Genomic DNA, 14,070 nt, shown 5'->3' with positions numbered 1-14,070 from the left:
GAATGTTCAGCTTGGCTCGGAAATCAGTTTTTCTCGAGCGCCCACAGGTCGCTTTCGATGCTTTCGAACCTCTCTTTGAGGTGCGCCTGCACATCGAAAATCGCCCTGTTGTAATAGTGCGGAGCAATTTCACGGGTAAACAGCTCAAGAATCTCCGCCGCCTCGAACGAGCCGAGGTCGAGTTCGAAGCGGTCTTCCATGAAACGCTTGATCTTGCGATTGGCCTCGCTCTCCTGCTCGGGAGTGAGGGTCAGAATCGGCGGTTTCTTCTTGACGGCCATTTACCAGCGACCGTCCCACGCAGCGAAGTTCTGCAGCAACTGCAGGCCATGGGTATGGCTTTTCTCCGGGTGGAACTGCACGGCGAAACGCGAGCCTTCGGCCAGCGCGGCGGCGAAATCGACACCGTAGTGCCCGCCACCCACCACCTGCCGCGCGTTGGCGGCAGCGATGTAGTAGCTGTGCACGAAGTAGAAACGCGCCAGGTCCGGAATGTCATGCCACAGCGGGTGACTGACCTTCTGCTTCACTTCGTTCCAGCCCATGTGCGGGACTTTCAGGTGCTCGCCGTCCTCGACCAGATCCTTGCCGAAGAACTTCACCTGGCCCGGGAACAGGCCGATGCAGTCGACGCCGTCGTTCTCTTCACTGGTGTCGAGCAAGGCTTGCATGCCCACGCAGATGCCAAGGAACGGTCGATCCTGGCTGACTTCACGCACCAGCGAATCGAAGCCGAGGCGACGTATCTCCGCCATGCAATCGCGAATGGCGCCAACGCCGGGGAAAACCACCCGGTCGGCTTCGCGAATCACGGTGGCATCGCTGGTGATCAGCACCTTGCCGGCACCGACGTGCTCGAGGGCCTTGGCCACCGAGTGCAGGTTGCCCATGCCGTAATCGATAACCGCGACTGTCTGCATTACAGGACGCCCTTGGTCGAAGGCATTTGCCCGGCCATGCGGTCATCGAGCTCGACGGCCATGCGCAGGGCGCGACCGAAAGCTTTGAACACGGTTTCGATCTGGTGGTGGGTGTTGTGCCCACGCAGATTGTCGATGTGCAAGGTGACGTTGGCGTGGTTGACGAAGCCCTGGAAGAATTCCTGGAACAGGTCAACATCGAAGCCACCGACGGTGGCACGTGTGTAGGGAACATGCATCTGCAGGCCTGGACGGCCGGAGAAATCGATCACCACGCGCGACAGCGCTTCATCGAGCGGCACGTAGGCGTGACCGTAGCGACGGATGCCTTTCTTGTCGCCGATGGCTTTGGTGAAGGCCTGGCCGAGGGTGATACCGACGTCTTCCACGGTGTGGTGGTCATCGATATGCAGGTCGCCCTTGCTGACAATATCCAGGTCGATCAGCCCGTGACGGGCGATCTGGTCCAGCATGTGCTCAAGAAAAGGTACACCGATATCGAATCGGGCCTTTCCGGTGCCATCGAGGTTGATCGAGGCTTTGATCTGGGTTTCCAGAGTGTCGCGCTCGACAGACGCCTTACGTTCGGCCATCACCAGCTCCGCAAAATCATTGGGCGAAAAAGGCAGCCATTATAGGCGTGCGGGAGCCAAACAGAAACACGCGAGGTGATATCACTGACGGAGTGAATCCGGGGGTGCCAGCGGTGTACATGTCAGTACAAGCCATTCAGGTGCAACACAGAACAAATGTGGGAGCGGGCTTGCTCGCGAAAGCAGTGGATCAGCCCACAATAATGTCGACTGATACTCCCTCTTCGCGAGCAAGCCCGCTCCCACAGGGGCTGTGGCTTACCTTGGTGTTAGTGGAACAACACCGCTGTTTTTTGCAAGGTCACCCACACACCCCACGCCAACGGAATCCCCACCACCAGCCACGCCGCCACCGCCAGCGGTTTGGTGCCAGGCGCGGCTTTCCACTCCAGCACGGTGCTGCTGTCAGCCCCTTTGTCATGGCCCAGCGCCTGTTCGGCGGCCAGTTCGGCGTCGGTCATGAAGTACTTGTCCGCCACCGGGCGCACCAGCAGGTTACACAGGAAACCCAGCACCAGCAGGCCGGCGAGGATGTACAGCGTGATGTCGTAAGCTGCTGCACGCTCGACGCCGATGCTCAGCTGATATTCACGCAGGTAGTTCACCAGCACTGGGCCGAGCACGCCGGCAGCCGCCCACGCCGTCAGCAGACGACCGTGAATCGCACCGACCATTTGCGTACCGAACAGGTCCGCCAGATACGCAGGAACAGTCGCGAAACCACCGCCATACATCGACAGGATGACGCAGAACGCCGCCACGAATAGCGCGATGCTGCCCAGATGACCCAGGTTCGGAATCAGTCCGTACAGGGCAAAGCCCAAGGCGAAGAACACGAAGTAGGTGTTTTTGCGACCCAGGTAATCCGAGAACGAAGCCCAGAAGAAACGCCCGCCGATGTTGAACAGGCTCAGCAAACCGGTGAAACCGGCCGCGATGGCGGCGATCGAAGCCAGTTGCGAAGCGTCGAGTTGGCCGAACGCCAGGTCATTGCCCAGCAACTTGCCACCGAACACTTCCTGCAACAGCGGCGACGCCATGCCGAGGATACCGATACCGGCCGATACGTTCAGGCACAACACCAGCCACACCAGACGGAACTGCGGCGTCTTCCAGGCCACATTCACGTGAACATGACGATGAGTAATCATCGCGTTCGAGGCTTTTTTCGCCGGGGCGGTCCAGCCTTCAGGCTTCCAGCCGGTTGGCGGGACGCGGTAGGACAATGCGCCACCGATCATGAACACGAAGTAGATCGCGGCCATGACCAGGAAGCTCTGCCACACGCCGACGCTGGTTGGCGAAGCGAAATGCCCCATCAGCGCTGCCGCCAGCGGAGCACCGACCATCGCACCACCGCCGAAGCCCATGATCGCCATGCCGGTGGCCATGCCGCGCTTGTCCGGGAACCACTTGATCAGCGTCGAGACCGGTGAAATGTAACCCAGGCCCAGGCCGATACCACCAATGACCCCGGAGCCGATCCACATCAGCCAGATCTGGTGGGTATACACGCCCAGCGCCGAAATCAGCAGACCGCCGCACCAGCACAATGCCGACACTACGCCAGCCTTGCGCGGCCCGGCATGTTCCAGCCAGCCGCCCCAGATGGCGGCCGAGCAACCCAGGAAGATGAAGAACAGGGTGTAGATCCAGCCGAGCATCGAGATCGGCCAGTCACACTGGGATGAAAAGACTTGTGCGATAAAACTCATGTCTGGCGCGCAGGCCACTGGAGCCGTGATGCCCAACGCCTTTGACAGCGGCAACCAGAACACCGAAAAGCCGTAGGCCATGCCGATGCACAGGTGGATGGCCAGCGCGGCCGGCGGTACCAGCCAACGGTTGAAACCGGGCCTGGCGATGATCCGCTCCTTGGACAGGAACGCAGGCTGGTCGGCGCCGAAGCCGTCCGCCGTGATGCTCGTGGTCATTGTGTATCCCCCAATTATCAGTAGGGTTCGCCAGCCACAGTTAACTCCCGGCCTTTATGCACGCAGACATGACCGTTTTTTGGTGGAGCGCCTTGTTGTGCGACAACAGGTCGCAGAAGGACGGGCGAACGGGCAAAGGTTACCATCTGCCAGTGACAGAAAAACCAAACTGACATCACCTTTGGTACGTCGTCTGACCTCCATCGCTTCATGACCCCACAGGAATCACCATGCCGATCATTGTCGAGCCGCTGAACCAAGCCACGTCCCAGGATCGGCAGGATCTGCAGAAGATCTACCGCGACGCTCCAGACTGGTTGTTCGCCCCGTTTTCCGGCGAAGCGCAGTTGATCGAGGAGTGTTTACGCGACGGCACACTGATCGCCGGACGCTTCAACGATCGCCTGCTGGGCGCGGCCCGCTTGCAAAGGCACCAAGACGCCTGGCATTTGTCACAAATATGTGTGCGAAAAATTACCCGTCGCCGTGGTGTTGCCGAGCGACTGGTGGCCGAAGCGCAAAAAATGGCCGCTCAATCGGGCATGACGCTACGCCTGCTGGCGCCTGCCGGGCACCTGGAAGCGCAGGCGCTGGCCGCCAAGCTGAAACTGCCGCTGGATGTGCTGCCGGAGTGATCGCCGAACGGTCGTCCGTTCCGGGGCGCTATACTCCCCGGCTAAATTTTGAATTCGACTAATTACAAGGACTCGCCCATGAAAGCGTTCGGCAAAATCCTGGGTCTGGTACTTCTCGGGCTGTTGCTGATCATTGTGGCGCTGGGCTTTGCCCTGACCCACCTCTTCGATCCCAACGACTACAAAGACGAGATTCGCCAGATTGCCCGCGACAAAGCCCACATCGAGCTGACGCTCAATGGCGATATCGGCTGGAGCCTGTTCCCGTGGCTGGGCCTGGAGTTGCACGACGCCAGTGTCGCGACCATGGTCAAACCGACTGAAACGTACGCCGACTTGCAGATGCTCGGCCTGTCGGTGCGCGTACTACCGCTGCTGCGCCGTGAAGTGCAGATGAGCGACGTGCGCGTCGAAGGCCTGAACCTGCGCCTGAACCGCGACAAGCAGGGTCATGGCAACTGGGAGGACATCGGCAAGCTGCCTGCAACGGCCGGCACCGACGCGACCGGCACCCCGCCAGCCACTACCGAACCTGCGCCCGAAACCAGCGCCGCGGCGGAAAAACCGCCCCAGCCGATCCGCCTGGACATCGACAGCCTGACCGTGAACAACGCACGGGTCGAATACACCGACGAAAGAACCGGCAAGAGCTTCAGCGCCGAAAGCATTCAGTTGAGCACCGGCGCGGTCCATGACTCCGTCAACATTCCACTCAAGCTCACAGCTTTCCTGTCAGCCAACCAGCCTGCACTGCGGGTGCGTACCGAACTCAACGGTGAGTTGCGCATCGCACGTGCATTGCAGCGCTATCAGTTCGAGGACATGAAGCTGACGGGGGAAGTGACCGGCGACCCCTTGCAAGGCAAGGCCGTGACGTTCTCGGCCCAGGGCCAGCTGGTGCTGGACAAGGCAGCCAACGTTGCCGAGTGGACCGGCATCAAGATCTCCGCCAACCAGTTGCGGGCACTGGGTGAACTGAAGGTCAACGATCTGGACAAGACCCCACAGGTCAGCGGCGGCATCTCGATTGCCCAGTTCGACCTGGCGAAATTCGTCGACAGCATCGGCCAGAAACTCCCGGCCATGGCCGAAGGCAGCCTGAGCAAGGTCGAGCTGGTCAGCCGGTTGGCCGCGACACCGACCAGCCTGGCGCTCGACGACCTCAACCTGAAAGTCGACGACAGCACCTTCAGCGGCCGCATCGCCGTAGAAGACTTCGCCAGGCAATCGCTGCGCGCGGTGCTCAAGGCCGACACCTTCAACGTCGACCGTTACCTGCCGCCGAAATCCGCCGAGGCCAATAGCGCGACACAAGTGCGTCAGGCCGAAGTCGCCAGCACCGAAGCCGATGCCATGGCCGGCGCCGGCAGCACGCCGTTGCCACCCGCGCCGACCAAGGACGCGTGGAGCAGCGAGCGCCTGCTGCCAGTGGAACGCTTGAGCAAGCTCGATGTGGACGCCGAACTGACTTTCGGCCAGTTGACCCTGCAAAAACTGCCGATCCATAACGCTGCGCTCAAGGCCACCGGCCAGGGCGGCCTGCTGACGCTGGCCAACCTGCGCGGCGACCTGTACGAGGGCAACTTCGAAACCACCGGCACGCTTGATGTGCGCCAGCCAGTGCCGGCACTGAATCTGCAGACGAAGATCAGCCGGGTACCAGCGGAAAAAATCCTCGAAAGCCAGGGCAAGAATCCACCGGTCAAGGGCCTGGTCACGCTCAACAGCAACCTGACCGGCAACGGCAACAGCCAGAAGGCGTTGATCGAAACCCTCAACGGCAACGCCAGCTTCGTCATCAACAATGGCGTGCTGCTCAACGCCAACCTTGAGCAACAGCTGTGCAAAGGCATCGCTACGCTCAACCGCAAAACCCTCAGCGGCGAGCCACGCGGCAAGGACACTCCGTTCCAGGAGCTCAAGGGCAACCTGACCTTGCGCAACGGCGTAGCCAGCAACCCGGACCTGAAAGTGCGCATCCCGGGCATGACCGTCAAGGGTGACGGTGACATTGATCTGCGAGTGCTGGGCATGGACTACCGAGTCGGCATCATCGTCGAAGGCGATACCAGCGCCATGCCGGACCCGGCCTGTCAGGTCGGCGACAAGTTTGTCGGCATCGAGTGGCCACTGCGCTGCCGTGGCCCGCTGGAACTGGGCGCCAAGGCCTGCCGTTTGGATAACGACCGCATGAGCCAGGTCGCGACCAAGTTGGCTGGCGACAGGATCAGCGAAAAAATCGACGAAAAATGGGGCGACAAAGTCGACCCTAAACTGAAAGACGCGCTCAAGGAACTGTTCAAGCGATGAGAGCCGAGCAGTTTTCAACGGCGGTGCTGGACTGGTTCGACCGCCACGGCCGTCACGATTTGCCCTGGCAGCAGGACATCAACCCGTATCGGGTTTGGGTCTCGGAAATCATGCTGCAGCAGACCCAGGTCAGTACCGTGCTGAACTACTTCGATCGCTTCATGGCCTCGTTGCCAACGGTCGAAGCCCTGGCGGCGGCACCGGAAGACGAAGTGCTGCACCTGTGGACCGGCCTGGGTTACTACACCCGCGCGCGCAATTTGCAGAAGACCGCGAAAATCGTCGTCGAGCAGTACGGCGGCGAATTTCCCCGAGACGTGGAAAAACTGACCGATCTACCCGGGATCGGCCTGTCCACCGCCGGCGCCATTGCCAGCATCAGCATGGGCCTGCGCGCGCCGATCCTCGATGGCAACGTCAAACGCGTCCTGGCGCGCTTTACCGCGCAAGAGGGCTACCCGGGCGAGCCGAAGGTCGCCAGACAGCTCTGGGCCAACGCTGAGCGCTTTACGCCTCACGACCGGGTCAACGCCTACACCCAGGCGATGATGGACCTCGGTGCCACGCTCTGCACCCGCAGCAAACCGAGCTGCCTGCTGTGCCCGCTGGAAAAAGGCTGCGAAGCGCACATGCTCGGCCTGGAAACCCGTTACCCGATCCCCAAGCCGCGCAAGGCCATCCCGCAGAAGCGCACGCTGATGCCGATGCTGGCCAACACCGAAGGCGCCATCCTGCTTTACCGTCGCCCCTCTACGGGCCTCTGGGGCGGCTTGTGGAGCTTGCCGGAACTCGACGACCTCGACGACCTGTCACACCTGGCAGCGCAGCACTCGCTGGAACTGGGCACCCAACAGGCATTGCCGAGCCTGGTGCACACCTTCAGCCATTTTCAGTTATCCATCGAACCCTGGCTGGTTCAGGTCCAGGAGACCGGCCATCACGTGGCCGAGGCCGACTGGCTCTGGTATAACCTCGCCACCCCGCCGCGCCTGGGCCTTGCCGCCCCGGTCAAAACCTTGCTCGAACGCGCGGCCGCCGTATTGAACGCAGGAGAGTCGTCATGACCCGCACCATCATGTGCCGCAAGTACAAAGAAGAATTGCCAGGCCTGGAGCGCGCTCCCTTCCCGGGCGCCAAAGGCCAGGACATTTTTGACCACGTCTCGGCCAAGGCCTGGGCCGACTGGCAAAAACACCAGACCCTGCTGATCAACGAAAAACGCCTGAACATGATGAACGCCGAAGATCGCAAATATCTTCAGGGCGAGATGGACAAGTACTTCTCCGGCGAGGATTACGCCAAGGCCGAAGGCTACGTGCCGCCGTCGGAATAACCCCGATTTATCGGGGGTCGGAACGTAAGCGACGGTAATAATTAAAATTTTTTTGAAAACTTGCTTGACGACCCCCTGAAAAACCCGTTTAATGCGCCCCGTTGCCCAGATAGCTCAGTCGGTAGAGCAGGGGATTGAAAATCCCCGTGTCGGCGGTTCGATTCCGTCTCTGGGCACCAAAATACCGAAAAACCCCAAGCGAAGATGATTCCTTGGGGTTTTTTATTGCCTGCGATTTGATGACCGCCGAACCAGGCCCTTAACACTTTCCCATGACCCATCATTCCAGCCATTCCCCCCTCCTTTCAAAAACAAATGGCTTTCGAAACTCTTGAAGCTATCGCCGAGAGCTCGCCCAAGTCGCATCCACTGACGCCGACTCAGCTACCGATTTGATTACCTGACTGATGGCAGTTTGACGCTATCGTTTTGCCCTGTAGACTGCCAGGCACTTCCGCTTCCTCTTTGCATAAAAGGAATTTGCAATGCCAACCCTGGGCGAAATCCGCGTCAACCCTACGACTGGCTATCATTCCGAGCCCTCCCTCACGGCCCTGAAAGATGGTGGTTACATCGTGGCGTGGAGCGATCAGGGAACAAGCACCACCGATTACATCTACACCCAGCGCTATAACGCCAGTGGCGTGAAGGTCGGCGGACCAGCCCTCGTCAACACCGTTACCAACAGCGCACAGGAAGATCCCACCATTACCGCATTGGCCAACGGTGGCTACGTGGTCGCCTGGCAATCGGATACCTACGACGACATGTCGGACATCGCCGCCCAGGTCTACAACGCCAATGGCGTCAAGGTTGGAAGTGAGTTCATCGTCAACACAACCAGAAACGGCATACAGGACAGCGCAGAGATCACCGCGCTTAAAGACGGCGGTTTTGTGGTGTCCTGGGCTTCGTACGGTCAGGACGGCAGTGGCTGGGGCGGTTACCTGCAGCGCTATAACGCCAGCGGGGCGAAGGTCGGTGTGGAAACACGCGTCTCTACCACCACTCAGTACGACCAGGATGGCCCTACCGTCACCGGCCTTGCCGATGGCGGCATGATGGTGGTTTGGGAGGGGAACGGAAAAGACGATACCGCCGGCATCTTCGGCCAGCGGTTCAAGGCCGACGGCAGTAAATCCGGCGCAGAAATTCGCATCAATACCAGGATTGCCGACGATCAGACAGACCCGGTTGTGAAGGTTCTGAGTAGCGGTAACTACGTCGTCACCTGGCAATCGGCTCCCGACGATGGTGATGGCGACGACGAAACCGATGCCCCAGGCGACATCTACGCGCAGCTTTTCAATGCCGCCGGCGTAAAGGTGGGCGCAGAAACCCGGGTGAACACCACCATTACAGGCAATCAGGAAGAACCCAACGTCACCGCCATGATGAATGGCGGTTATCTGGTGACCTGGGCAGGCCAAGGCATCGGTGATGCAAATGGCATCTTCTGCCAACTCTTCAATGCCAGTGGCGTCAAGGTGGGTACCGAAACCCGCATCAATACCACGACCACCGGCAATCAATTGTTCTCCCAGGTAACGACATTGGCCGATGGCGGCTATGTGGTTGCCTGGGAGTCCTCTGTGGTGAATGGGCAAGTTGATGTTTATACCCAGCGCTTTGACGCGAACGGCAACAAGGTTTCCAGCCTGACAGGCGATGCCTTGGCCAACACCCTGACCTGGACCGGCGCCGGCAGCGTGATCATCGACGGCGGCGCGGGCAACGACACGCTTACAGGTGGCCGTGCCAACGACCATCTGAACGGCGGAGCAGGCAATGACTCGCTCAATGGTGCAGCCGGTGCCGACCGCCTGACCGGCGGCGACGGCTCCGACCTCTACTACGTCGACAATGCCGGCGATATCGTCAGCGAAACCAATGCCACGGCCAGCATCGGCGGCACCGATAGCATCTATAGCTTCCTCGGTGCCTACACCCTGGGAAACAATGTCGAGAACCTGCGCTTGCTGTCGACCGGCGCTGCCAGCGGCACCGGTAACAGCCTCAACAACATCATCGACGCCGGGGTCGGCAACAACATCCTCGATGGTGGCGCCGGTATCGATACCTTGTCCTATGCCTATGCCACGGCGGCGGTGACGGCCAACCTGGCGCTGACCACTGCGCAAGCCACCGGTGGTTCCGGTTCCGACACCCTGTTGAACTTCGAAAACCTCACGGGCAGCGCCTATCACGACAAGCTCACCGGCAATGCGCTTGCCAACACCCTCACTGGCGGTGCCGGCAACGACACGCTCACCGGTGGAGCCGGCAACGACCTGTTGATCGGCGGAGCGGGCCTGGACAAGCTTTATGGTGGCACCGGGGCCGACAAGTTCGACTTCAATGCCTTGAGTGAAATGGGCCTGGGCGCCGCCCTGCGCGATGTCATTGGTGACTTCAAGACCAGCGAAGGCGACAAGATCGACCTGTCGACCCTGGACGCCAACGTGGCGACGGCGGCCAACGATGCGTTCAGCTTCATCGGCTCCAGCGCGTTCAGCAGCAATGCCGCAGGGCAGGTACGGTTCGCCGGCGGCATTCTCTACGGCAGCACCGACGCCGACACCGCCGCGGAGTTCGAAATTCAGTTGCTGGGGGTGAACACACTGAAAGTTACCGACCTGATTGCCTGATCGGCCGGACATTGCATATCCGATGTTTCATGGTAGTCCCGAAAAAACTGACAAGTAAGTTATAAACAAATGACAGGGGTGTTGATATGGCTAGCTTGATAAACGGACTTGGTGGTGCGGCGGGTTTCGGGGAGAACCAGCTGACTCGAAACGATGACAGCTACACCTCCTACATTGATATCAGCACTGTTTTCGGGGCGGCCGGACTCAACTTCTTCGGCACCAACTACACCGACATTTCCGTCAACAACAACGGAAACATCACATTTGGCGGCGGTCTTTCCACCTATACCCCCTACGGCATGCAAGATTCCAGCAGGCCGATGATTGCTCCCTTTTTTGCCGACGTCGATACACGTGGTGGAACGGTCAGTGCCACGCCGGGCGGTACATCGACTGGCAGCAACCTGGTTTATTACGACTTCAATTCCGCAGGCAATGGCACGCTGACCGTTACCTGGGATGACGTCGGTTACTACAACAGCAAGGTAGATAAGCTCAATGCCTTCCAACTCCAGCTTGTTGGAAAGGGCAACGGCAACTTCGATGTCATCTTCAGATATGAAACCGTCAACTGGACGACCGGTAGCGCCAGTGGCGGCACCGATGGCCTGGGAGGAACCGTTGCCCGTGCCGGTTACTCGACTGGCGACAGCTCCTCCTGGTATGAACTGCCGCAATCGGGAAATGAATCCGCCATTCTCGGGCTGGAAACCACTCCAGGTAACACAGGGGTAGCCGGTTATTACAAATTCAGCATCGTCAGCGGCACATCCGGCAATGACAACATGCAAGGCACTGCCGGGAATGACTCTCTCTATGGCTCAGCGGGCAATGACGTCATCAATGGTTATGCCGGAAATGACGTGCTCTACGGCGCAGCGGGCAGCGACAGGCTCTTGGGCGGACTGGGAGACGACACCTATATCGTGGATGCGCTGGATACGCTTGTGGAACTGGCCAACCAGGGTATCGACGTTGTTCAGTCAGAAATCAGCTATACGCTCGGTGACAACCTGGAGAACCTGATTCTGACTGGCAACAGCAGTATCAACGGCACAGGTAACGCACTGAACAACACCTTTGTCGGCAACTCATTCAACAATGTATTCAATGGCGCGGCGGGCACCGACTTTGTTTCGTATGCCTATTCCAACTATGGCGTCAGCGTCGACCTGTCCAACACCGGCTCGCAATATACGTCTCAAGGCTACGATACTTTCGTGTCTATCGAGGGCGTCATCGGTACCGATGATTCCGACACACTAACCGGCAATGCCTTGGCCAATATCCTTTACGGCGGCGCAGACAACGACACCCTCAATGGCGGTGGCGGCAACGACTCCCTCGATGGCGGCAGTGGTGCCGACCAGATGACTGGCGGCGATGGTTCTGACGTCTATTACGTCGACAATGTCGGCGATATCGTCAGCGAGACCAATGCAGTCGCCAGCACGGGTGGTACTGATTCCGTTTATAGCTACCTCGGTACCTACACCCTGGGTAACAATGTCGAGAACCTGCGCCTGCTGTCGACCGGCGCTGCCAACGGCACCGGGAACAGTCTCAACAACGTCATCGACGCCGGAGCCGGCAACAACATCCTCAATGGCGGCGCCGGTATCGATACCGCGTCCTATGCCTATGCCACGGCGGCGGTCACGGCCAACCTGGCGCTGACCACTGCGCAAGCCACCGGCGGTTCCGGTTCAGACACCCTGTTGAACTTCGAAAACCTCACGGGCAGCAACTATCACGACAAGCTGACCGGTAACGCGCTTGCCAACACACTCAGCGGCGGCCTGGGCAGCGACCAACTCAACGGCGCCGCCGGTGCCGACCGCATGATCGGCGGCGATGGCGCCGACCTCTACTACGTCGACAATGCCGGCGATATCGTCAGTGAAACCAATGCTGTTGCCAGCACCGGTGGCATCGATACCGTTTATAGCCTCATCAGTGCCTACACCCTGACTGACAATGTCGAGAACCTGCGCCTGCTGGCGACCGGCGTTGCCAACGGCACCGGTAACAGCCTCAACAACGTCATCGACGCCGGGGCCGGCAACAACGTCCTCAATGGTGGCGCCGGCATCGATACCGCGTCCTATGCCTACGCCACGGCGGCGGTCACAGCCAACCTGGGGCTGACCACTGCGCAAGCCACCGGTGGTTCCGGTTCAGACACCCTGTTGAACTTCGAAAACCTCACGGGCAGCAACTATCACGACAAGCTGACCGGTAACGCGCTTGCCAACACACTCAGCGGCGGCCTGGGCAGCGACCAACTTAACGGCGCCGCCGGTGCCGACCGCATGATCGGCGGCGATGGCGCCGACCTCTACTACGTCGACAATGCCGGCGATATCGTCAGTGAAACCAATGCTGTTGCGAGCACCGGTGGCATCGATACCGTTTACAGCCTCATCAGTGCCTACACCCTGACTGACAATGTCGAGAACCTGCGCCTGCTGTCGACCGGCGCTGCCAACGGCACCGGTAACAGCCTCAACAACGTCATCAACGCCGGGACCGGCAACAACGTCCTCAATGGCGGCACCGGCGTCGACACGGCCTCCTACCTCTATGCCGGCAGCGCAATCACCGCCAGCCTGGCCGTGACCACGGCCCAGGCCACCGGTGGATCAGGCGCCGACACCCTGCTAGCCATCGAAAACCTGACGGGTTCCAACTACAACGACAGGCTCACGGGCAATACCGCCGCCAACCTGCTCAACGGTGGGGGCGGGAACGACATCCTGGTTGGCGGTATGGGCAAGGATGTTCTCACCGGCGGCATCGGCAACGATATCTTCGATTTCAATGCCCTCACTGAAACGGGGCTGACCAGTTCCACCTGGGACATCATCACCGACTTCACCCGAGGAGCCGACAAGATTGATCTGTCGACGCTCGATGCCAATGCGGCGACGACCACCAATGAAGCCTTTCACTCGGTAATCGGCAGTACCGCTGCCTTCAGTGCGGCCGGGCAATTGAAAGTTTCAGCGGGCGTGCTCTACGGCAATACCGATGCGGACAGCGCCGCCGAGTTCGCCATCCAGATAGTTGGCATCAGCAACGTGACGACAGCGGATTTCATACTTTAACCCCTGGCGCTTTCCGGTTCTCTTGCGGAGTGTTCTGGCCTCACCTTGCGAAAAGAAAACCCTGAATCGCAGATTCAGGGTTTATTTCCGATCCATGGTGTAGAGCGTCTCGTTAACTCGCATCATTCCAGTGGAAAACCAGGTTACGAGCTGCACCACTGCCAACATCGGCAACGTCCTGCCGGGTTTCGCCGTTGCGCGTCGCAATGACCGTGTATTTACCGGCCGGCAGCTTCACGTAAACCAACGGACCGGCGTCATTGAGTGTCAGCACGGTTTGCCCGGGGGCTTTCTGAATGACTACGTTCACGCCAGGAATGTATTTATTTTCCGTCCCGACAGAGAACGTCATGTGCAGGTTGTAGCCGGTGCTCTGCTGGATGGCCCTGGACTCATCCTCGCCGATACCGCCGGACAGGTAGGCGATGCCGTTTTGCTCCTGGCGCTGCACCTGTACGCCAGTGCTGTCGATTGGATCAAGGCTGGCGGCGGGCGACATCGATGGAAACATCAGCACGCCGACGGCGGTGAGAGGCAACAGGAGTGAATGGAGGTACTTCATGATGACGACTCCCGGGTTCTGCAGA

General features: G+C 59.7%; 11 protein-coding genes and 1 tRNA gene. 7 read left to right on the top strand and 5 right to left on the bottom strand.

Features of this window, described 5'->3' with window-relative positions:
- Positions 1–23: 23 nt before the first annotated feature.
- The 4 genes from KSS91_RS02150 to KSS91_RS02135 all read right to left on the bottom strand — a co-directional run bounded on the left by KSS91_RS02150 (position 24) and on the right by KSS91_RS02135 (position 3,447).
- The gene (locus KSS91_RS02150; protein ID WP_007989200.1) at positions 24–281 is read right to left on the bottom strand and encodes a DUF2164 domain-containing protein; all 258 of its coding nucleotides are present in this window, start codon (positions 279–281) and stop codon (positions 24–26) included.
- Positions 282–920 carry an imidazole glycerol phosphate synthase subunit HisH gene (gene hisH, locus KSS91_RS02145; protein WP_015093075.1) on the bottom strand — a complete coding sequence of 213 codons (639 nt, stop codon included), beginning with the start codon at positions 918–920 and terminating at the stop codon, positions 282–284. It abuts the gene before it with no gap.
- On the bottom strand, positions 920–1,513 hold the full coding sequence (hisB, locus tag KSS91_RS02140; protein ID WP_003186751.1) for an imidazoleglycerol-phosphate dehydratase HisB: 594 nt from the start codon (positions 1,511–1,513) through the stop codon (positions 920–922). Before hisB ends, hisH begins: the two co-directional genes overlap by 1 nt.
- Positions 1,514–1,782: 269 nt before the next feature.
- Positions 1,783–3,447, bottom strand: a complete 1,665-nt coding sequence (locus KSS91_RS02135) for an OFA family MFS transporter (RefSeq protein WP_126048699.1) — start codon at positions 3,445–3,447, stop codon at positions 1,783–1,785.
- Positions 3,448–3,677: 230 nt separating this feature from the next.
- On the opposite strand from KSS91_RS02135, the gene panM reads away from it, so the two are divergent.
- From panM to KSS91_RS02100, 7 genes are all read left to right on the top strand, one after another.
- Positions 3,678–4,082 (top strand): aspartate 1-decarboxylase autocleavage activator PanM, encoded by a 405-nt coding sequence (panM, locus tag KSS91_RS02130; RefSeq protein WP_126048697.1) that lies wholly within the window; start codon positions 3,678–3,680, stop codon positions 4,080–4,082.
- Between the two features lie 78 nt (positions 4,083–4,160).
- Positions 4,161–6,392 (top strand): AsmA family protein, encoded by a 2,232-nt coding sequence (locus KSS91_RS02125; protein ID WP_217836923.1) that lies wholly within the window; start codon positions 4,161–4,163, stop codon positions 6,390–6,392.
- A complete protein-coding gene (gene mutY / locus KSS91_RS02120) occupies positions 6,389–7,456 on the top strand; it encodes an A/G-specific adenine glycosylase (RefSeq protein WP_095964560.1) in 1,068 nt (355 codons plus the stop codon). Before KSS91_RS02125 ends, mutY begins: the two co-directional genes overlap by 4 nt.
- Entirely contained in the window at positions 7,453–7,725 is a 273-nt protein-coding gene (locus tag KSS91_RS02115; RefSeq protein WP_007972770.1) for an oxidative damage protection protein, read from the top strand. The genes mutY and KSS91_RS02115 overlap by 4 nt, the downstream gene beginning before the upstream one ends.
- 103 nt (positions 7,726–7,828) lie before the next feature.
- Positions 7,829–7,904 (top strand) — tRNA-Phe (locus KSS91_RS02110).
- A gap of 306 nt (positions 7,905–8,210) precedes the next feature.
- Entirely contained in the window at positions 8,211–10,373 is a 2,163-nt protein-coding gene (locus KSS91_RS28460) for a calcium-binding protein (protein ID WP_217836922.1), read from the top strand.
- A gap of 86 nt (positions 10,374–10,459) precedes the next feature.
- Positions 10,460–13,483: a beta strand repeat-containing protein gene (locus KSS91_RS02100; RefSeq protein ID WP_217836921.1), complete on the top strand. Its 3,024-nt coding sequence runs from the start codon at positions 10,460–10,462 to the stop codon at positions 13,481–13,483.
- A gap of 112 nt (positions 13,484–13,595) precedes the next feature.
- Here the strand turns inward: KSS91_RS02100 and KSS91_RS02095 are convergent, their stop codons facing one another.
- Complete coding sequence (locus KSS91_RS02095) at positions 13,596–14,045, bottom strand: carboxypeptidase regulatory-like domain-containing protein (RefSeq protein WP_217836920.1); 450 nt, start codon at positions 14,043–14,045, stop codon at positions 13,596–13,598.
- Positions 14,046–14,070: the final 25 nt, after the last annotated feature.

This window comes from Pseudomonas azerbaijanorientalis (assembly GCF_019139795.1).
Taxonomy (GTDB): domain Bacteria; phylum Pseudomonadota; class Gammaproteobacteria; order Pseudomonadales; family Pseudomonadaceae; genus Aquipseudomonas; species Aquipseudomonas laurylsulfatiphila.
This window is presented reverse-complemented; position numbering and strand designations above follow the sequence as displayed.

Coding starts and splice junctions, on each gene's coding strand:
- KSS91_RS02150 (WP_007989200.1), bottom strand. CDS start 281: ATGGCCGTCAAGAAGAAACCGCCGATTCTGACCCTCACTCCCGAGCAG.
- hisH (WP_015093075.1), bottom strand. CDS start 920: ATGCAGACAGTCGCGGTTATCGATTACGGCATGGGCAACCTGCACTCG.
- hisB (WP_003186751.1), bottom strand. CDS start 1,513: ATGGCCGAACGTAAGGCGTCTGTCGAGCGCGACACTCTGGAAACCCAG.
- KSS91_RS02135 (WP_126048699.1), bottom strand. CDS start 3,447: ATGACCACGAGCATCACGGCGGACGGCTTCGGCGCCGACCAGCCTGCG.
- panM (WP_126048697.1), top strand. CDS start 3,678: ATGCCGATCATTGTCGAGCCGCTGAACCAAGCCACGTCCCAGGATCGG.
- KSS91_RS02125 (WP_217836923.1), top strand. CDS start 4,161: ATGAAAGCGTTCGGCAAAATCCTGGGTCTGGTACTTCTCGGGCTGTTG.
- mutY (WP_095964560.1), top strand. CDS start 6,389: ATGAGAGCCGAGCAGTTTTCAACGGCGGTGCTGGACTGGTTCGACCGC.
- KSS91_RS02115 (WP_007972770.1), top strand. CDS start 7,453: ATGACCCGCACCATCATGTGCCGCAAGTACAAAGAAGAATTGCCAGGC.
- KSS91_RS28460 (WP_217836922.1), top strand. CDS start 8,211: ATGCCAACCCTGGGCGAAATCCGCGTCAACCCTACGACTGGCTATCAT.
- KSS91_RS02100 (WP_217836921.1), top strand. CDS start 10,460: ATGGCTAGCTTGATAAACGGACTTGGTGGTGCGGCGGGTTTCGGGGAG.
- KSS91_RS02095 (WP_217836920.1), bottom strand. CDS start 14,045: ATGAAGTACCTCCATTCACTCCTGTTGCCTCTCACCGCCGTCGGCGTG.